Origin of the sequence: uncultured Desulfobulbus sp. (assembly GCF_963662935.2) — a bacterium.
In the GTDB taxonomy this organism is placed as follows: Bacteria; Desulfobacterota; Desulfobulbia; order Desulfobulbales; family Desulfobulbaceae; genus Desulfobulbus.
Map to the genome: position 1 here is coordinate 3,021,812 of NZ_CAXXTL010000002.1, position 19,530 is coordinate 3,041,341.

A 19,530-nucleotide genomic window follows, 5' to 3' on the forward strand; every position below is an offset into this window, starting at 1 on the left:
CATGGATGTTCAATTGAATAAGATAATTGCGGGGTTGCTGTTCTTTCTCCTCCACGGTTGCACCCTGGCTCCTGATTATCAACAGCCGGATCTGCCGGTAGCGGAAGAGTTGCCTGCCGCTCCAGGGAATCAGAAAGGCCTGTTGCCAGCCAAAGATGCGGACCTGGTCAATGCTGAACTCGGCTGGCGCGAATATTTTACCGATCCCCGTCTGCAGCAACTCCTCACTTTGGCCCTTGCCCATAACCGCGATCTGCGGGCATCCGCGCTCAATGTCGAAGCCTATCAGGCCCAGTACCGCATTCAGCGGTCGGCCTTGTTTCCCGCCATCAGCGCTGAAGGCGTTGGCAGCAAACAGCGGACGCTGAGCGGCAGCGGCTATGCCACCGGCGAGGTCTATTCGGCCTCGATGGGAGTGACGGCCTATGAACTCGACTTGTACGGCAGGGTCCGGAATCTCAAAGATCAGGCCCTGGAGCAGTACCTGGCCATGGAGGAAACCCATCGAAGTGCCCGGATCAGCCTGGTGGCTGAAGTGGCGCGCGCCTATCTCACCTGGCTCGCCGATCACGAATTGCTGGCCATCACGGACGATACCCTTCGGAGCGAGGATGAGTCCTTCCGTCTGGTTGAACAGCGTGCCCGGGAAGGTATCGCCACCCAGTTGGATTTGGCCCAGGCTCGGACCAGCCTGGAGACGGCCAGGGCCAACCTGTCGCTTTATCAACGTCTGGTTGCGCAGGAAATCAACAGTCTGACCCTGCTTGTCGGCACAGCCTTGCCGGAATCGTTGCTCCGGAACGCGGCCCCCTTAAACGCCCAGACGTTCGTGGCTCCGCCGCCGGCCCGGCTGCCGTCACGGGTTCTGCTACAACGACCGGATATCATGGCGGCGGAACACGAACTCAAAGGAGCGTATGCCGATATTGGCGCGGCCAGGGCCGCCTTCTTTCCTACTATCAGTTTAACCGCCAAGACCGGCGCGATCAGTGGCGATCTTTCCAATCTTTTTGATGGTGGTTCTGGCTCCTGGCTTTTTTCACCGTCCATCAACCTGCCGATTTTCACGGCCGGCCGGCTGCAAGCCCAGTTGGATGCGGCCGTAATCCGAAAAGAAATATCCGTGGCCCGCTATGAAAAGGCCATTCAGTCGGCCTTCAGCGAGGTGGCTGATACCCTGGTTGCGAGCGACACCTATGTGCACCAGTTGCAGGCGCAAAAGGCCAATCTTGTTGCCAATCAGGAGTATCATACGCTGGCCAAGGATCGCCACCTTCAGGGAGTGGACAGCTTTCTCACCCTGCTTGATGCTCAACGTTCACTCTACAGCGCCCGTCAGCGGTACCTTGTTGTTCAGCTGGCTCAGTTGATCAATCAGGTCAACCTCTATAAAGCGCTCGGTGGCGGTTGGAAGGAACGTTCCTGATTATTCCCATTCCCCGTGAGGTGGGAGACTTGGGAGCCGCCGATTTTCTGCTGAGCGAACGCATGTGAGGAATCTCGAGATTTCTCCCGTTTGGTCGAAATGACAAACCGGAAAGTGTCAATTTGAAAGCAAACCGGAATGAGGATGTTATGGCACGCAAAACAAAGGAAGATGCTCTGGTAACGCGCAATGCCGTTCTCGACGCAGCCGTGCGAATCTTCGCCGTCAAAGGGGCGGCACAGGCATCGTTGGCTGATATTGCCCAAGAGGCCGGCGTCACCCGTGGCGCCATCTATTGGCATTTCGCCAACAAGGCTGACCTGCTCAACACCTTGTGGGATCAGGTTCTGTTGCTCTACGAGCCCTTGGCGCAAGCCAGTGAAAGCCGCGATGAACCCGACCCGCTGGGTAAAATGAAGGCTTTGTATCTCTCCTTTTTCACCGGTTTGGTTGAGGATCCGCGCCAGCAGCAGCTGTTTCGGATTTTGTTTGACGACAGCGACCGGAGCAAAGATACCGAAGCCATCCGGTTGCGCCATGCCGCTATCCGTCAAGAAAGATTTCAGGGAATTCAGATTGCTCTCCACAATGCCAGAGACAGGGGACAATTGCCGCCGGATTTCGATGTCCGGGTAGGGGCGATTGCGGTGCTTTCCTTTATCCATGGCCTTATTGCTAACTGGATCATGACGCCGGATCTCTTTGACATCAAAAAAGAGGCGCCGCAGTTGATTGAGGCTATGCTGGCGATGCTGCGCCAGGGTTTTAACCGCCACGACTGAGGGCTTGGTGTGCTTCGTCTTTTTCAGAAGCAGGCATTCATCCGTTATCTCCAAGAAGCTGGCGCGCAGGGCGATCAGGTTGAGGCGTTCATTGGCACGAGGTATCCCCCTCCTTCCTCTGCCGATGTGGCCCCTGATCGTCCGAGCCCGCCGCATTGCCGCTTCATCCTGTCGCGCTTCATGAGTTATAGCCGGCAAGAAGCCCTGGAACTGCGCCGCGAACCTCTTCCCCCCGCCTTGGCCCTTCTGGGCAGGGTCATTGTGATGGTGATCTAGGCTACGGCATCAGCAAGGATGTCGAGGATCTGCCCTTGGCGGTACTTGATACGGACCAGATCTCTTCCAGCCGAGTGTACCGCCTCAATTTGGCAGGTTCCCGTCATTTCATCGAACACCGTCCGATCACTGATACTCAGGACATCTGGATCGGCGCATGCGTTCGGGTGAGTTGAGTCTGGCTCTTTTCCGTTTTCGCAAGACCATCTCCTTGATGGCCTAAGTATGGGTGCGGAAGGGGAAAGGAAGCGGGGGTTATAATCCGGGGATGCCGATGTGCTGGATGCGGACCGCGTTGAGTCCCTCCTCGTAGGCGAGTAGTTTGCCTTCCTTGCGAAACAGGCGGAAGGCCAGGGCAGACGACAGGACGCGGATGGGATAATCGCGGGGCAGTTGTTGCAGGTAGGGCTGGATGGTGACGAAATCGGTGACGCCGTATTGCTGCATGATAAAGCGTAGGCCGCCGTTTTTAGGGCCGATGTTGTAGGCAAGCAGACCGAGGAAGAGGTCGCTCCTCATTTGGGAGAGATAATAGTGCAGGGTGGCGGCGGCGATAAAAGCGTTGTGGCGATGATCGGCGACAAGGGGTTTGCCGACCCCGAGCCGGACTGCCGCATCTCGCATGACCGCATCCGGCACCAGGGTGATCTGAAACAATCCTTGGCCGCCGTCCTTGCTGTCGCGGGGGAGAAAAGAAGATTCGGCGGCGGCGATGCCGTGGAGCAAGTCTGGGTCGAGATCAAAGGCTTGGGCCGCCGCATCAATATCCTCCGTGTACGGCTTGGCCCGATCAAGCAACTGCTGCATTTGCGCAGAACCCTGGCGACGATAGGCGGCGTAGACCTGATGGGCCAACGTCACCCGGCCGGCCTCTTCCTTGCCGCCGATCAGGATACGAAACTGGCCGAAAGCCCAGAAGAAATCACCCTTCAGGGCAAAGCCGCCGATGATCAGGGCCAGGGTTAGGGCCAGGGCCGCTGGAAGGAAGAAATATTTTTTGCTTAATTGTCGGCGCAGCCACCACCAACCGATCATCAGCAGGGCGGCGGTGACGATCAAACCAATGACACCTAGAGTGAAAGGCAAGAGATGGGAGAAAAAACGGGTACCGGAAAATCTGCCGGCCGCGTGACCCAGAAGGACGATTATGCCGGTCATGGTGCTAATGGCCAGGCAGAAGATTTCCAGACCGGTGAGCGCGAGCATCCGGCGTGTTGAAACCAGCGGCTTTTTCGTCCGGCGTTTGCGACCGGTGCCTTTCTTCGCTGATGGGCGGGGCTTGCGTTTAACCGGTGGCTTTGCTTTTTCTTCAGGCGGCACTTTTTCGGGTTGTTGTTGCTGCTCGACCGATTTTTTCATGCACCAGGTTGTCGTCATTTTCAAAGGCCTTGGCCTTTCGGTTTTAGCTGCCACTCTGGTAGAGTGGAAAAAATGAGGCGGTTCTGTTCGTAGTCGTCGGCACTCCAGGTGCCGCCAACCGTATCCAACCCCTGAAAAGACCTTTTTTACGGGTCCCTGTCAATCAATACCAAAGGAGAACGACCATGGATCTTTTGACCGTCAACCAACAGACCTGTAACCGCGACGGTATTTGCGCCGCCGTCTGCCCGATCGGCATCATCGATTGGACGCAGGGTGGCCTGCCTGAACTGGCCGCCGGGGGCGAGCAGAGCTGTATCCGCTGCGGCCACTGTGTGGCGGTTTGTCCCACCGGCAGTCTCAACCACCGGGACATGGCGGTGGATGCCTGCCCGCCGGTTCAGCCGGAATTGCGTCTTTCCGCCGAACAATGCGAGCATTTCCTCCGCGCCCGGCGATCCATCCGGGTTTATACGAAAAAACCGGTGGAACAGGATAAACTTGCCCGCTTGATCGAAATCGCCCGTTACGCCCCATCGGGCATCAACTCCCAGGGAGCTCGGTGGCTGGTGCTCGGCAACCGGGAGGAGCTGCACCGGCTTTCCGGGGTTGTCATCGATTGGATGCACTGGATGCTGGCAAAAATGCCGGAGGCTGCCCAGGGGCTCCACCTCGGCCGGACTTTGGAACGCTGGAACGCGGGCCACGATGTCATCCTCCGGGGCGCCCCGGCGTTGATCGTCGCCCATGCCGAGAAGGACAACCGCATGGCTCCCACCACTTGCACCATCGCTCTGACCTATCTGGAACTGGCGGCCACCTCCCTGGGGCTTGGCGGCTGTTGGGCCGGTTATTTCAACGCGGCGGCCAATTTTTTTCCGCCGATGATGGAGGCCCTGGATCTGCCCGAGGGACATCAGTGCTATGGGGCGATGATGGTGGGCTATCCCAAGTTCAAGTATCATCGTCTGCCGATCCGGAACACCCCGGAAATTCATTGGCGGCTGGGATGACGATCTTCTGAATAGCGGGAGAAGGGTCCACGTTGCTCCTTCGTGGTTGCGCAAGAGCAGTGGATGCTTATAAAATTGGGAAAAACTTTTCCTTTTTCCAGTGTGAGAAACGTCTTGAACAAACGACCAACGACCCTAACCGACAACCAGCAACAGGCCCCCTGGCATACCTTGGACCCGGAAACAGTGTTCAAGGAGCTTGCAAGCACCGAGGGCGGACTTTCCCAAGATCAGGCCGGGGAGCGGCTGCACCTTTACGGCCCTAATCAGATCAAGAGAAAACCGAAAGACAGTATGCTGCAACTCATCTGGCGGCAGATCAACAATCCTCTGATCTGGGTGCTGCTCGGTTCAGGCACGCTTGCGGTTGTTTTGGGCAAGATGACTGATGGGTTGGTGGTGCTTGCGGTGGTGGTGATTAACGCCATTATCGGTTTTATCCAGGAATTCAAAGCCGGGCGGGCAATCGAGGCGCTCTCCGAGATGGTGCCGCAGAATGCCACGGTCATCCGCGAAGGGCGAAACACCATGGTGCCAGCGGTTGAACTGGTCCCCGGCGATGTGGTCCTTCTGGCGGCGGGCGACAGCGTGCCGGCAGATATGCGCCTCATATCCTTGAAAAACCTCCAGGTCGAGGAGGCCGCGCTCACCGGTGAATCCGTGCCGGTGGAGAAGACGCTCGACCCAGCAGTTGTCGAAGCGGTCCTCGGCGACCGTACCTGCATGGTCTATGGCGGCACCCTGGTCACTTCGGGCACAGGCACGGCCATGGTCACCGGTACCGGTATGGCCACCGAGTTGGGCCGCATCTCGGATATGTTGGAAAGCGCCGTTGACCTCGATACCCCGCTCACCAAGAAATTGGCTGAAGTCAGCACCTGGATTACCATCGGCATTGCTGTGGTTTCCGTGGTTATTCTGGCGGTGGGCGTTAAACGGGCCTTGGACATAGCCATCCCCCTGGGGCCAGCCCTGAAGGAGACACTCATTTTTGCCATTGCCCTGGCCGTCGGGGCCATCCCCGAGGGCTTGCCGGCGGTGGTCACCATTGCTTTGGCAATCGGTGTGCAGCGCATGGCACGGCGAAACGCCATTATCCGCCGACTTCCGGCGGTGGAGACCCTGGGTTCCACCACCGTAATCTGCTCGGATAAAACCGGCACCCTGACCTGCAACGAGATGACCGTCACCGAACTGATGACCCCGCAGGGCACCTGCCGGATCAGCGGCATTGGCTATGACCCGGCGGGCGCTTTCACCATCGACGGCCAGGCGGTGGATCAACTGCCGGCGGATATGCGCAATTTGTTGGTCAAGTCGGTGCTCTGCAATGACGCCACCCTGCACCATGAAAACGACCAATGGAGCATCACCGGCGATCCGACCGAGGCCGCGCTGCTGGTAGCCGCCGCCAAGGCAGGGCTCGCGGCTGCGGAGGTCAATAGTCAATTTCCCCGGCTTGATGCGATCCCCTTTGCCTCGGAAAACCAGTACATGGCCACCTTGCACGGCGGCGAAGAGCTGATCGTGGTGCTTAAGGGCGCGCCCGAGGTGGTGTTCAAGCGCTGCCTGCAGGCCGGCGATACGGTGCTGCACCAGCAGATAGCCGCCGGGATGAACCGTATGGGCGAAGCCGGCATGCGGGTGCTCGCTCTGGCCGCGAAACAAGGGGAGGCGGGTACCAACGAATTGTCGCCGGCAGCTGTTGAGAACGGCTTTGATTTTCTGGGCTTGATAGGCATGATCGATCCGCCGAGGGAAGAGGCTATTGCTTCCATTGCGGCCTGCCACCAGGCCGGGATTGTGGTCAAGATGATCACCGGCGACCATCGGACCACTGCCCTGGCCATTGGCACGGATCTCAAGCTGGCGGAAAACGGTCAGGCCGTCACCGGGGTGGAGCTGGCCAGCATGGAGGAGGAGGCCTTGCAAGATGTGGCGCGGACTACCAATATCTTTGCCCGGGTGGCGCCGGAACACAAGTTGCGTCTGGTCAAGGCCCTGCAGCGCGACAACCATATCGTGGCCATGACCGGCGACGGCGTCAATGATGCGCCTTCGCTCAAACAGGCTAATATTGGTGTGGCCATGGGCATCACTGGTACGGCGGTGTCCAAGGAATCGGCGGACATCGTTCTGGCCGACGACAATTTCGCTAGCATCAGCGCGGCAGTAGAGGAGGGGCGGCGGGTGTATGACAACCTGATCAAATCGCTCGCCTTTCTCCTGCCCACCAACCTGGGGCTGGCCCTAATCCTGATTTACGGAATTATGTTTTTTCCTTTTGACCCGGTGACCAAGGTTCTGCTCCTGCCCATGCTGCCGACCCAACTACTGTGGATCAACCTGGTGGCAGCCGTGGCTCTAGCTCTGCCGCTGGCCTTTGAGGTCAAGGAGCCGGATATCATGCGACGCCCGCCGCGGCGGCCGGAGGCACCGTTGTTTAGCGGCTTTGTCGTCTTCCGGGTGGTGGCGGTCTCGGTGCTGATGACCGCCGGCACCATCATTCTCTTCAACATGGAATACCGCCAGGAACTCACCGCCGGCATCGCCGAGCCTCTGGCCCTGGCCAAGGCCCAGACCATTGGCGTTACCTTTGTCATTCTCTTTCAGATCTTCTACATGATCCACTGCCGGTCACTGAAAGACACTATTCTCAAGATCGGTTTTTTCAGCAACCCCACTGTGTTTTGGGGCATCGGCGTCGTCCTTGCGCTCCAGGCCCTGTTCGTCTATCTGCCTTTTCTGCAAAAGGTATTCAAGACGGCGCCCTTATCGATCAGGGAGCTTGCTCTCACCGCAGCCGCGGGCTTTGCCATCTTTCCGATCATCTCCCTGGAAAAATGGGTTCGTGCTCTGGCCCGCAATAGGCAAACCCCCTGATTCCTGAAGGATTTTTTTCCGTCCGTTTATCTGCTGTCTGCCAAGGATTGGAACATCCCGTTCCAATCCTTTTCTTTTGTGATCCACCACTCCTTTTCGTTTCAATTGCCCAGGTAACTCCATCGCAACGGAAGGGGTCGCAAAAAAAAGACCGCCAACTAGGGAGATGTGGTGTATGGTTTTGCTGCAGACTTTACTGGTAATCATCAAGCCGGAGTGAGCCTGTCTGCCCGTTTCCCATATTCGTGCGTACAACCCATTCCCCCAAGGAGGTCAGTATGCGGGCTGCATTTGCCGGAGTGAAGGTGTTGGATTTGTCGCGTCTCTTGCCGGGGCCGTTCTGCTCTATGCTCTTGGCGGATTTTGGTGCCGATGTCATCAAAGTGGAGGATCCCAATGGCGGTGATTACATCCGCTGGTGGCCGCCGCTGCTGGGCAAGAACAGCGGCTTCCACATCGTGCTCAACCGCAACAAACGCTCTCTGACCCTGAACTTAAAAAAGCCTGAGGCCAAGGAGATCTTTAAACAACTGGTTGCCGAGGCCGATGTGGTTTTGGAGGGGTTTCGTCCGGGCGTCATGGACCGGCTCGGGTTGGGATACGAGGTGCTGCGGGCTATCAACCCGCGCTTGATCTACTGCGCTATCACCGGCTATGGCGCAGACGGGCCGCGGGCTCAGCGTGCCGGCCACGACATCAATTATCTGGCCTTGAACGGGGTGCTCTCCTACAGCGGCCGGCAAGGCAGCCCGACCATTCCGGGGGTGCAGATCGCCGATCTCGGCGGTGGCGCCTTGTACGCGGCCTTCAGCATCGCCACTGCTCTCTTTGCCCGGGAGCGGTTGGGGGAGGGCCAGTTCATTGACCTGGCCATGGCCGATGGCGCCCTTACCTGGAACTGCCTCCGTTGGGGTAAGTATCTGGCCGACGGCCTCGTGCCCAGTCAGGGCGATGATTTCCTCAACCATGGTTTTGCCTGCTACAACCTCTACGCCACCCGTGATGGCCGTACCATGTCGCTTGGGGCTCTCGAGCCGCAGTTCTGGAAGCTGTTCTGCGCGACGGTTGGTCGTCCGGACTGGAACACGCCCGCCTACTTCGAGCCCGGTCCCCATCAACACGACCTGCAACAAGAGGTGGCCGAGATGTTCCGTACTCAAACCCTGGCTGAGTGGACCCAGGTCTTCGCCGACACCGACTGCTGCTGCGAACCGGTACTTAACTTAGAGGAAGTGATGGCCGATGAACAGACCCGGCAACGCCAAATGGTGGTCGAGCTGCTCCATGCGAGCTGGGGTGTCTACCAGCAGTTGGGCATTGCCCCGAAATTCTCGCTCACTCCGGGAACCCTCCGCAGCCATGCCCCGGAGCTGGGCGAACACACCGCCGAGATTCTTGCAGAAATCGGCATGAACGGAACACTTCAGGAACAACTTAAGGCAGGGGGAGTCATCTGAGAGGAGAGGGAAGGGGGCTTGTTCCGCACGGAAAAGAGGGGGAGAGACACAGCCGCTCGGAGCGGGAGCGGTGTTTCAAGACCTCTTGAAAGCCGAGTCGCACGGCCTGGATTGCCCCTTCTTCTGGGTGGTCCGGCGCTCACATCCCGACGGCGAACATAGCCTCCAAGTCGTGGCGGGAGAAGGCCTGGAAGGCAAGCATGGTTTCGGTTTTGGTAATACCGCCGATGGTCAGCATCTTTTTGGTGACCAGGTCAGCGAGGTCGTCGTTGGTTTTGACGCGGACTATGGCGATGAGATCGTACTTGCCGCTTACTGAATACACTTCAGAAATACCGGTGATTGCCTGCAGTTTTTCGGCAATCTCGTTGATCTTATTGCGCTCAGCGTTGATCAGAATGATCGATGTCACCATCAGTGCACCTCGTAACCAGAATGAACTTGTGCTGTCGTTAGCCCAAGTATCTGGTTTGAAAGAAAAAAACGGGCGGAGAGTGGAGGGTGTCCGCCCGGCCAGGCGTATTTTCAGACTTTTCAGACAGAGGTTATTCGTTGGATATGCATCCTGCGGGGCAAGAGCCGATCGCTTCATCAATGCAGTCCTCGTCACCACCTTCCTCCATGATGACATAGGCCTTGGCTTCATCGATATCAAACCCGAAGATCTCCGGGCATAATTCCACGCAGGCTTCGCAGCCCAAACATTCTTCCTGGTCAATAGCTACTTGTTTTGACATTCTATTCCTCTTGAGGAGTTGAAAAAAGAGGGGTCGTCCCCACTGATCATGGTGGACGGCGGTTCATTCCGAAACAGCATTCACGACCATCCTGGCTTGGATGGCCGGCAAAGCTTGGCAAGCCTTTCAGGTCACAGTTTTGCAGTTTTCAGGTCAATCGTCAACTTGTATTCCGAGGGTTCCTGTCCTTGCTTGACGGTGAATCCTAGCTTTTTGCCTAGGGCAATCATGTAGGAATTTTCTGCCAGCACGGTTCCCCAGACAATCTCCATGCCCCGTTCTTTCGCGATCCCCAGACATTGCAGCAATAATTTTGCGCCAATACCCTTGCCCTGCCAGGGGTCGCCGATGAGCACGGAGAACTCACCACGTTTGCCGTCCGGTTCGCCGACAATGTTGGCCACCCCGAGCATCCGTTCCTCACCCTCGCTGTCGTCGAGGCCGACAAAGGAGATCTCCCGGTCGTAGTCCACCTGGGTGAACCGGGCGAGTGTTTCGGGCGAGAGCGTCTTGACCACGGTAAAGAAGCGGTAGTAGATGCTAGTGGGGGTGAGCGAATTGAACAGCTCGACAAAGAGCGGCGCATCCTCGGGCTTGATCGGCCGAATGAACAGCGGCATCTGCATGTCGGTGAAATCGTGCCGCTCCAGGTGCTGGGGATAAGGGCTGATCACCAGATGGAGCTTGGCCGTGTCTTCGACTCGGGCTAGCTTGATCCGGGCATCGACTGCTGAGGGTTGGCCGTTTTTAACCAGCACCGGATTGATATCCAGTTCAACGATTTCAGGAAAATCGATCACCAGTTGGGAGAGCCGCATCAGCAGTTCCTCCAGTTTTTCCAGGTCCGCCGGCGGGTGGCTTCGATAGCCCTTGAGCAGCGGCAGGATACGGGTCTCTTCCATCATCCGCCGGGCGAGCAACCGGTTGAGCGGCGGTAGGCCCAGGGCCTTATCGTCGAGCACCTCGGCAAAAACGCCGCCTGAGCCAAAACAGAGGACCGGCCCGAAGTTTTCGTCGGTCTTGCTGCCGATCAGCAGCTCGAAATCTGGGTTGGCAATGTAGGGCTGAAGCGAAACACCGGTGATTCGGGCCTCGGGATTATATTCCTTGGCCCCGTTCATAATTCGCTCAAAGGCCTGCCGGAGGTCGTCCTCGTTGCGTAGGTCGAGCTGGACGCCGCCCGCGTCGGACTTATGGCTGATGTCCGGCGAGACCAGTTTCATCACCAGCGGCATCTCCATCTCAGCGGCCAGGGTCACCGCCTCGTCGGCTGAGGCAGCAAGCAGGGTTTCGTTCACCGGAATGCCGTAGGCGGCCAGAATCTCCTTGCTCTGGATTTCGGAGAGCAGCTCGGTCTCCTGCTCGAAGCATTCGTAGATGGTGCGGAAAACCTGATCGCGGTTGAAGTAGAGTTCGGTGGGCAGTTTGGGTGGCGCCTGGGAGAGCAGTTCCAGGTTTTTGGTGTATTCGACCATGTAGAGAAAGGCGCGCACCGCCCGCTCCGGGGTTTCATAGGTGGGGATATTGGCCTGGTTGAGGATGTCAACTGCCTCGGCCATCTGCTTGCCGCCCATCCAGCAGGCAAAGACCGGAAAGCGTTTGCGCTTAACCAGTTTGGCCAGCGCCTCGGCCACTTCCTTCGGCTTGATGTGGGGCTCGCTCACCATGATGATCAGGACGCCGTCAAATTCCTTGCTCGACAGGCAGATTTCCATGGCCTTGCTGAAACGTTCCAGGGTGGCGTTCCCCAGGATGTCGATCGGGTTGGTCCGGCTCCAGTAGGACGGCAGGATCCCATCGAGTTGGCTGGTGATGTCTTCGGGAAGAGGTGCCGGGTCCAGGTTGTACTCGGCCAGGGTGTCTGCCGCCATGATGCCCGGACCACCGCCGTTGGTAAGAATCGCCAGTCGCGATCCCGCAGGTCGTGGTTGTTTGGCCATCAACTCGGCGCAGTCGAACATACGGGCCAGCGACGGTACCCGGACAATGCCCGCCCGTTTGAAAGCGGCGTCATAAACCGCATCCTCGCCGGCCATGGCACCAATATGGGTGGTGGCTGCCCGAGCGCCGGCCAGGCTTTTGCCCGCCTTGAGCACGATGATCGGTTTGATCCGAGAGACAGCGCGGGCCGCGCTCATGAATTTGCGGGGATTGGTCAGATTTTCCATGTAGATGAGGATGGATTTAACCGACCCGTCGTTGCCCAGGTAGTCGATCATATCGCCAAAATCGACATCGAGCATGGAACCAATACTGACAAAATGACTGAACCCCGTATTTTCCTTGGCGGATCGATCCAGGGTGGCTGTGCCGATGGCCCCGCTCTGGGAAATGAAGCCCACATTACCCACGGCTGGCATGCCGGGAATGAAGCTGGCGTTCAGGTTTTTGCCGGGGCGGATGACGCCCAGGCAGTTGGGGCCGATGATCCGCATCCCCGAACCCTCGGCTGCTCCCTGGATCTGCTCTTCGATGAGGCTGCCTGCCTCTCCCAACTCCTTGCCGCCGGCGGAGATGATGATCACCCCCAAGACGCCAGCGCGCACGCACTGGCGGACTATCTCCGGAGTGGTGGCGATGGGCGTGGCGATGATGGCCAGTTCCGGGGCGTTTTCCACCTCAGTGATCGCACCAAAGGCCTTGAACCCATGGATGGTTTCATAGTTGGGATTCACCGGAACGATGGTTCCGCTGTAGCCCCCCTGGATGAGGTTGTCGATCAGGGCGGAGCCAATGGAATTTGGTTTATCATTGGCGCCGATAACCGCGATGCTTTTCGGGTTAAAGAATTGTTCCATGGAATGGGCAGTGTCCCTTGTGTTTGGATTTATTGTCTTTTTCCCAGGATCTACTGAAACGGCGACGGCATTGGCCAGATCGGCCACCGGTACCAACTCACCTAACCTTTCTTGCTTCGCTTGACAAGTATTTTGCGGGGGAATCGACCGTAAAAAGAAGCGGAAGAGCTGGCCGCTCCCTTTCGCAAACCGATAGGCACCGGACAAACGATAGCTCGGTGACACTCCGAGGCGGGGCGGGCAGGGTTGGGCACGGCCGGGAAAAGAAGGGCATGCAACAATATCCCTTGACGGTGCCGTTGTTCTTTGCCAAGGTGGGGGCGCAGTTGGCCTTCTATAACAGGTGGCAAATCGTCATCCGATCCCGCTCCCCAGAGTAACGTCCATGCCGAAAAAAATACTGATCGTTGAAGATGAACAACTGATCGGCCTGATGCTGGCCGAAAATGTCAGGGAACTGGGCTGTCAGGTTACCACCGTGGTGACCAACGGTCAGGCGGCGGTCCGGGCAATACGCAATGAGCTGCCGGACGCCATCCTCATGGATATCAGCCTCGATGGCGTTATGGACGGCATCGAGACCGCACGGATCATCAAGGCCAAACAGGACATTCCTATCCTTTTTTTCACCGGTTACCAAGATCAGCAACTGCTCGATCGGGCCCGCGCCATCAGGCCGGTCGGGATAGTCGACAAGCTCGACACCACCGACAATATCAGGGCGGCGATCTCCTCGCTGCTTCAGTAATCGACCCCATCCTTTCGCACCTCTTTATTCGCAGCTTCTCAATCGTTATAGCGGGATCCGGAGATGCTTTTCTGCAAATAATAGCCAGCTTTCCCGTCATTTTCTGATAAAATAATAGAGGATAATCCGTCTTCAACCCCATCCTGAACACAGGAGTGTGAACGATGCTCATCGGCATTCTCAAGGAAATCAAGGCAGAGGAAAATCGAGTCAGCATGACTCCGGCCGGCGTCGAGGTCCTGGTGAAAAACGGACACCGGGTGCTGGTCGAGCTGAGTGCCGGTATCGGCAGCGAGTTCGGCGACGCCCATTATGAAAAGGCCGGGGCGGAGATGGTGAGCAGTCCGGTCGCGATCTATGCGCAGGCTGAGATGATCATGCACGTCAAGGAACCGTTGCCCTCTGAATATGAGCTGATCCGGGAAGGGCAGGTGCTGTTCACCTATTTTCATTTTGCCGCTTCGGAAGGATTGACCAGGGCGATGATGGCCCGCAAGGCAGTGTGCATCGCCTACGAAACCATCACCGACCAGCGAGGTACGCTGCCCTTGCTGACCCCGATGAGCGAGGTCGCCGGCCGGATGGCCGCACAGGAGGCCGCCAAGTATCTCGAACGCAGTCAGGGTGGACGCGGCATCCTCATGGGCGGAGTGCCGGGAGTGGCTCCGGCCAGGGTTCTTGTCCTCGGCGGCGGCACGGTCGGGACCGAAGCGGCGAGGATCGCTTCCGGACTTGGGGCGACCGTGCACCTGCTTGATACCAGTCTGCCTCGTCTGCGTTCCTTGGCCGAGATCCTGCCGAAAAATTGCACCCTGCTGATGTCCACACCGGCCACTCTCCGTGAGCTGGCGCAACAGGCGGATGCCATCATCGGCGCGGTCCTGCTTCCCGGAGCCAGGGCCCCTAAACTTATTTCTCGTGAGATGCTGGCCACCATGAAGAGAGGGGCCGTGCTGGTCGATGTCGCCATCGATCAGGGCGGCTGCTTCGAAACCTCCCGCCCCACCACCCACGACCATCCGGTGTTCGAAGTCGACGGCATCCTTCATTACTGCGTTGCCAATATGCCCGGTGCCGTGCCGCTGACCTCGACCCTGGCGTTGACCAACGCCACTCTGCCGTATGCCGTCTCCCTTGCCAACAAAGGCTGGCGGCTGGCCACGCAGGATGATCCCGGTATCGGCAATGGCATCAACATGGTGGCCGGCCAGATCACCTGCCAAGGCGTTGCCGAGGCCTTTGGTTTGCCCCACACTTCGCTGGAAACACTGTTGGGGTAATCTGCGGAAGACAGCCGTGCCGGGGCAGGCTATTGCCGTTGTCTCATAAGGGATGGTTGGTCCTTTTCTTGAAGGGAAGGCCGGTCGATTCGGGAAATCTTTACAAACAATGATCAAGAAACGGCTCGCCTGAACTGTGCGAAAGAGGGTATGAAAAAGATGTAAATGGAGCCGTGGACAACTCGACGACCCTGGCTGCAGAGTTTCTTCTCAGGAGGTGCGGAAATGGGAAAGAAAATACTACTCGTCCTTGTTTTGATCCTGCTGGTGACGCCGTTCTCGCCCACGGCGGGATGGAGTCATTATCACCATGGCGGCGTTGCCCTGGCATGGGGCGTGACCGGATTTTTTCTGGGATCGACACTGGCCGCCTTTACCTACCGCCCTCCTCCTGTGGTCTATGCGGCCCCGCCTCCGGTTTATTACCCCCCGGTTTCTAACTATGCACCTGCCGTACCGCCGGGCATGTGCCGGTGGGAGCGTTATGTGCTCGACCGGTACGGCAGAACGTTGTTGGATCAGTACGGCCGGCCAGTGAAGGAGTACACTCTGGGCTCCTGCCAATATCCTCCGTACTGAACTCGCTGAAGGCGATCCGAGAGCAATCCCTCCTTTCGTTTTTTCCGCAGAAACCTGGGTGAATCGTCACTCGTGTTAGGCTGGTTTGGCCGGCTTAAAGGGCTTCTTCCAGAATCCTGCGGCTGACCTCCAGGGTCACCTGCCTTTTTTCGCCCAAGGCCGTCATGCCGTGTGTCTCCAGGGCCCGGACGACATCGTCGATCCGGTCCGCCGCTACTCCGTACGACCCCAGGCGGGTTGATACTCCTAGTCCCTCAAAAAAGGCCCGTGTTCGGGCAATTGCCTCGTCGATGCGGTTGTCCTCACTGCCTTCCCGGAGATCCCAGACTCGATCGGCGTATTGCAGCAATTTGGCCCGTTTCTGCTCCTTGCACACCGTCCAGACTGCCGGCTGGAGAACGGCCAGGGTTTTGGCGTGGTCGATACCGAAGAGCGCAGTCAGCTCGTGGCCGATCATGTGGGTGGTCCAGTCCTGGGGAGCGCCGGCACCGATCAGACCGTTGAGGGCGTTGGTGGCGCACCACATCAGATTGGCGCGGGCATCGTAATCGCTCGGGTCGGCCACGGTGGCCGGGCCGATTTCGATCAGGGTCCGAAGGATGCCCTCGGCGGTTCTGTCCTGGAATCTCCCCTCGGCCGGCAGGGTGACATACTGCTCCACGGTGTGGATGAAGGTGTCAATAACGCCATTGGCCACCTGGGTAGGGGGCAGGGTGAAGGTGAGAGTGGGGTCGAGAATCGAGAATTGGGGGAAGACCAGGGGGCTGAAAAAAACAAACTTACCGCCTTGATGGCTGATGACCCCACCAGAATTCATCTCCGATCCGGTTGCCGGTAAGGTAACCACAGTGGCAAGGGCAACGGCGGCGGAGAGCTGGGCCGGTTTGGCTTTGCCGGTGAGGATATCTTCGGCATTGCCGCCATATCGAGCAGCCAGAGCAATGAATTTGGTGCCGTCCATCACCGAGCCGCCGCCGACCGCCAGCAAAAAATCGATCTTCTCGCCGCGCACCACCTCCACGGCCCGCATCAGGGTGGAGTAACGCGGGTTGGGTTCAATGCCGCCGAATTCGATCAGGTTTCGGTTGCCCAGAGCCTGCCGCACCTTGTCGAGGGTGCCGAATTGTTTGACGCTGCCGCCGCCAAAGAGAATCAGCACCTTGGCATCGGCCGGAACCAGCCGGTTGAGTTCCTTGAGGCGATCCTGGCCGAAAACTATCCGTGTCGGGTTATGGAATTCGAAATTGAACATCTGCGTCGTCTCCTTGGATACAGTGGGTGGGCGAGAGCGCCGTCGAAGGCCGTGTATGGGTTTGCACGGCCTTGCAGCTTTGGTAACAGGGAATTTACGCAACAGTAAACCAACCTTACCCCGGCGGCAAGGATCGATAAAACCCGGCCAGCTCCTCTTAGCCTATCGGCAGGGCCGGCGGTTGCGCACCGGTTGGGATGTGGGGCTACATAGTTCGGCTTACGGTTTTTCCCGGATCAGTGATTTGTCGCGCTGTGTCGGTGGCGGGCAGAGAGGCGAGGAGCACCAGGATAACGCCACCGGCCACGACCGCCAGGTTGGCCGCCATGGAGATACCGTGCAGGGTCCGGAACTGAACCCGGAGCGGATCGTCCTTGGATGTTGTTTCGAAGGAAGGGATCGATTGTTTCAGTTCAGCAGCGCGCGGTTCGATAATAAAAGCCTGCACTGAGGTCAGGATCAGCATCGTTGCGATGATCAGCAACGATGCGACGGCAAAGCGGCCGCGGTTGACCAATTGGCAGAGCAGGGCCACGGCTCCGCAAGCCAGGCCCCAGCGAAAATAGCCGGGAAAGAGCAGGCCAACGATGTTGCCGGCCAAGTCGCGGGGGTAGGCGGCAAAGAGTTTGGGGGTCAGGAGAAAGGTAAACAGGGCCGCGCCGCCGAGCCAGCAGCTCACGGCAAGGTTATAAAGGATGGTCAAAGGGGTCATTTTTCTTCCTTGTGTCTGAATTAAAAAGAAAAAAACGAGACTGTCGCCATTGTTTTTTCTTACAGGCGAGGCCTAGCTTATCATGCCGGGGCAAATTATTGTATTGTTTAACAGTAGATGCCAGTCAAATTAACCAAGGAGACGTTTCGCCATGCGCACCACAGTTGCAGTCGCTCTTTTTCTGCTGTTTTGCCCGTCAATCAGCCTTGCCGACCGTTACCACGACGGTTACCGGTCGCAGCCTTATTCCTATGACCACCGGGACTCCAGCCACTCTCGCCACCATAGCGGTCACGGCGACGACTGGATTGTGCCGCTGGCCATTGTCGGCGGCGTTCTCGGAGTGGTGGCCCTGTCGCAGATGAATGAGCCTGCCCCGCCACCACCGCCGGCGCCTTTGTGCCGGGACACCTACAATCATTACGACGAATACGGCAACTATCTCTATTCCCGGTACGTCGACCGGCCGTGTTACTAAATCGCTCAAGGCGTTCTGTTGCATGGATTCTCAAGGTTCTGTAGCGGAAGATCCTGTTTTAAAAACGAATTTTTATTGTACGGATCGTTTTTGCTGTTGTATCATTTTGTAACGGCAAGAAAGGGGCGGCTACATGATGCCATGGGGCCCCCGATTCTTGTCGGCAACGGTTGGATGAATCGCTTCCGCAGTCGATTGCGTCGTCGCCCATCGGGTGTTTCGACCCTTCGGCTGAACAAGAGGGTGACTCCCCATGACAAAAGGAGAACAGGCCGATGCCGGAACCTGAGAACGCAGCCGTGTGCAACCAGGATGAAAGGGACCGCCAGTTGAAGGAATTGGCGTTGCACCGGGTTGAGTTGGAGAAGCAGAACGAGGAACTGCGCTTGGCGCGGGCTGAGGTTGAGGCCGGTCTGCAGAAGTATTACGATCTCTACGATTTTGCCCCGGTGGGATACTGTACAGTTGATCGCAGCGGTAAGGTCCGCGAAAGCAATCTTGCCGGCGCCCTGCTCCTGGGTGTTGACCGCTCCCGGTTGCTCGGGTGGAATATCGGCGATTTTGTTACCGAGGCTTCTCGTCGGTGGTTGCCACATTTTCTTGAACGGACGCTATCGGGTGCAACCAAGACAACCGGCGAACTTCAGGTGCCGGATGGTGATGAGGGCGAGCGGCACCTCTATTTGGAAGGCTCGTCGTTTGAAGCAGCCTCGGGCGAATCGCTGTGCCGGATCGCCATGATGGATGTCACCGATTCACGGCAGACCAGCGCCGAGTTGGAACACTATCGTTATCACCTGGAAGAAATTGTCCAGCAGCGCACCAGCCAGTTGGAAGAAGCAAATTTTCTCCTGCGGGAACAGGCGGAAAATCTGGCCTCGATCTATCAGGCTCTCGACAGCGTCGGCCTGATCGTCTTTAACCTGGAAGAACGGGACGCACGCATTGACATTTTCAGCGCCGGAGCGGAAAAGCTGTTCGGCTACCGTCAGGACAAGGCTATCGGGCAATCGATCATCCTGATCTATCCACCCGAAGACAGGGCTGTCATTGCCGATCAGGTCAAACGGCTCCGGCAAGGGCAGGCGATGCAGTCCTTTGACATGACGCTGATGCGCCAATCCGGGACCCGCTTTCCCGCCGTGGTTTCCATCCATCCTTTTGCACGGCACGAGGGCCAGTTCATCAAGGCTGTGGGCGCCTTTCGCGATATTTCTGAACTGATGCTTGTCCAGGACCAACTCCAGGCTATGAACGACGATTTGGAGTTACGGGTCAAAAAGCGGACCGCTGAATTGTACGAGTCCAACGTGGCCCTCAAAGTGCTGTTGAATAAACGGGAGGAGGACAAGCTGATTTTGTCCGAGCAGGTTCTTTCCCATACCGCCAAACTGGTCGATCCTTTTCTCGATCGGTTGATGAAAAGCGGTCTGACCGAGCAGCAGCAGGTATTGGTTGAGATCCTCCGGACCAATATCGAGGAGTTGACCTCACCCTTTGCGGGCAATTTTTCCGCCAAACTGACCCGGCTAACGCCTGCCGAGATTCAGGTGGCCAATTTGGTGAAGCTGGGGAAACGCACCAAGGAAATAGCCGAGATCATGCACCTTTCAGCGGGAACAATCAGTATCCACCGCAAAAACATCAGAAGAAAGCTCGATTTGACCCATCAGAAAACCAATCTGCAAACCATGCTCTCAACTAATTCATGGTAAGTTGGGGACTTTCCCCTTTATTACCTTGGTAAGAT

Annotated in this window: 16 protein-coding genes and 1 pseudogene; 11 read left to right on the forward strand and 6 right to left on the reverse strand. The window is 57.7% G+C overall.

Going from position 1 to position 19,530, the window contains the following annotated elements:
- The first annotated feature begins 1 nt into the window (after position 1).
- The 3 genes and pseudogenes from ACHZCX_RS17640 to ACHZCX_RS17650 all read left to right on the forward strand — a co-directional run.
- On the forward strand, positions 2-1,426 hold the full coding sequence (locus ACHZCX_RS17640) for an efflux transporter outer membrane subunit (RefSeq protein WP_319588511.1): 1,425 nt from the start codon (positions 2-4) through the stop codon (positions 1,424-1,426).
- Positions 1,427-1,575: 149 nt separating this feature from the next.
- Positions 1,576-2,208, forward strand: a complete 633-nt coding sequence (locus ACHZCX_RS17645; protein WP_319588512.1) for a TetR family transcriptional regulator — start codon at positions 1,576-1,578, stop codon at positions 2,206-2,208.
- A 174-nt stretch (positions 2,209-2,382) separates the two neighbouring features.
- Positions 2,383-2,671 (forward strand): annotated as a pseudogene (locus tag ACHZCX_RS17650) (ABC transporter ATP-binding protein/permease); the annotation flags it as partial.
- Positions 2,672-2,739: 68 nt separating this feature from the next.
- Here the strand turns inward: ACHZCX_RS17650 and ACHZCX_RS17655 are convergent.
- Positions 2,740-3,843, reverse strand: coding sequence for a transglycosylase SLT domain-containing protein (locus ACHZCX_RS17655; protein ID WP_319588514.1), 1,104 nt, complete (start codon positions 3,841-3,843; stop codon positions 2,740-2,742).
- A 185-nt stretch (positions 3,844-4,028) separates the two neighbouring features.
- Between ACHZCX_RS17655 and ACHZCX_RS17660 the strand changes: the two genes are divergently transcribed.
- The 3 genes from ACHZCX_RS17660 (at position 4,029) to ACHZCX_RS17670 (ending at position 9,196) form a co-directional block, all read left to right on the forward strand.
- A complete protein-coding gene (locus tag ACHZCX_RS17660) occupies positions 4,029-4,856 on the forward strand; it encodes a nitroreductase family protein (protein WP_319588515.1) in 828 nt (275 codons plus the stop codon).
- Between the two features lie 114 nt (positions 4,857-4,970).
- A complete protein-coding gene (locus ACHZCX_RS17665) occupies positions 4,971-7,739 on the forward strand; it encodes an HAD-IC family P-type ATPase (RefSeq protein ID WP_319588516.1) in 2,769 nt (922 codons plus the stop codon).
- 278 nt (positions 7,740-8,017) lie between these two features.
- Positions 8,018-9,196, forward strand: a complete 1,179-nt coding sequence (locus tag ACHZCX_RS17670) for a CaiB/BaiF CoA-transferase family protein (protein ID WP_319588517.1) — start codon at positions 8,018-8,020, stop codon at positions 9,194-9,196.
- 139 nt (positions 9,197-9,335) lie between these two features.
- On the opposite strand, the gene ACHZCX_RS17675 is transcribed toward ACHZCX_RS17670, so the two are convergent.
- The 3 genes from ACHZCX_RS17675 to ACHZCX_RS17685 form a co-directional block, all read right to left on the reverse strand.
- Entirely contained in the window at positions 9,336-9,611 is a 276-nt protein-coding gene (locus ACHZCX_RS17675) for an Lrp/AsnC ligand binding domain-containing protein (RefSeq protein ID WP_319588518.1), read from the reverse strand.
- A 130-nt stretch (positions 9,612-9,741) separates the two neighbouring features.
- Positions 9,742-9,933, reverse strand: a complete 192-nt coding sequence (locus ACHZCX_RS17680; RefSeq protein WP_319588519.1) for a ferredoxin — start codon at positions 9,931-9,933, stop codon at positions 9,742-9,744.
- Between the two features lie 131 nt (positions 9,934-10,064).
- A complete protein-coding gene (locus tag ACHZCX_RS17685) occupies positions 10,065-12,731 on the reverse strand; it encodes a GNAT family N-acetyltransferase (protein ID WP_319588520.1) in 2,667 nt (888 codons plus the stop codon).
- Between the two features lie 385 nt (positions 12,732-13,116).
- On the opposite strand from ACHZCX_RS17685, the gene ACHZCX_RS17690 reads away from it, so the two are divergent.
- The 3 genes from ACHZCX_RS17690 to ACHZCX_RS17700 all read left to right on the forward strand — a co-directional run bounded on the left by ACHZCX_RS17690 (position 13,117) and on the right by ACHZCX_RS17700 (position 15,338).
- Positions 13,117-13,479: a response regulator gene (locus ACHZCX_RS17690; RefSeq protein ID WP_319588521.1), complete on the forward strand. Its 363-nt coding sequence runs from the start codon at positions 13,117-13,119 to the stop codon at positions 13,477-13,479.
- Between the two features lie 164 nt (positions 13,480-13,643).
- The gene (ald, locus tag ACHZCX_RS17695) at positions 13,644-14,759 is read left to right on the forward strand and encodes an alanine dehydrogenase (protein ID WP_319588522.1); all 1,116 of its coding nucleotides are present in this window, start codon (positions 13,644-13,646) and stop codon (positions 14,757-14,759) included.
- Between the two features lie 225 nt (positions 14,760-14,984).
- Entirely contained in the window at positions 14,985-15,338 is a 354-nt protein-coding gene (locus ACHZCX_RS17700; protein WP_319588523.1) for a hypothetical protein, read from the forward strand.
- Between the two features lie 94 nt (positions 15,339-15,432).
- On the opposite strand, the gene ACHZCX_RS17705 is transcribed toward ACHZCX_RS17700, so the two are convergent.
- Together ACHZCX_RS17705 and ACHZCX_RS17710 are read right to left on the reverse strand one after the other, a co-directional pair.
- Positions 15,433-16,590, reverse strand: a complete 1,158-nt coding sequence (locus ACHZCX_RS17705) for an iron-containing alcohol dehydrogenase (RefSeq protein WP_319588524.1) — start codon at positions 16,588-16,590, stop codon at positions 15,433-15,435.
- A gap of 205 nt (positions 16,591-16,795) precedes the next feature.
- The gene (locus ACHZCX_RS17710) at positions 16,796-17,302 is read right to left on the reverse strand and encodes a DUF4149 domain-containing protein (protein WP_319588525.1); all 507 of its coding nucleotides are present in this window, start codon (positions 17,300-17,302) and stop codon (positions 16,796-16,798) included.
- Between the two features lie 151 nt (positions 17,303-17,453).
- Between ACHZCX_RS17710 and ACHZCX_RS17715 the strand changes: the two genes are divergently transcribed.
- Positions 17,454-17,780, forward strand: a complete 327-nt coding sequence (locus tag ACHZCX_RS17715; RefSeq protein ID WP_319588526.1) for a hypothetical protein — start codon at positions 17,454-17,456, stop codon at positions 17,778-17,780.
- Positions 17,781-18,055: 275 nt separating this feature from the next.
- Complete coding sequence (locus ACHZCX_RS17720) at positions 18,056-19,495, forward strand: PAS domain S-box protein (protein WP_319588527.1); 1,440 nt, start codon at positions 18,056-18,058, stop codon at positions 19,493-19,495.
- Positions 19,496-19,530: the final 35 nt, after the last annotated feature.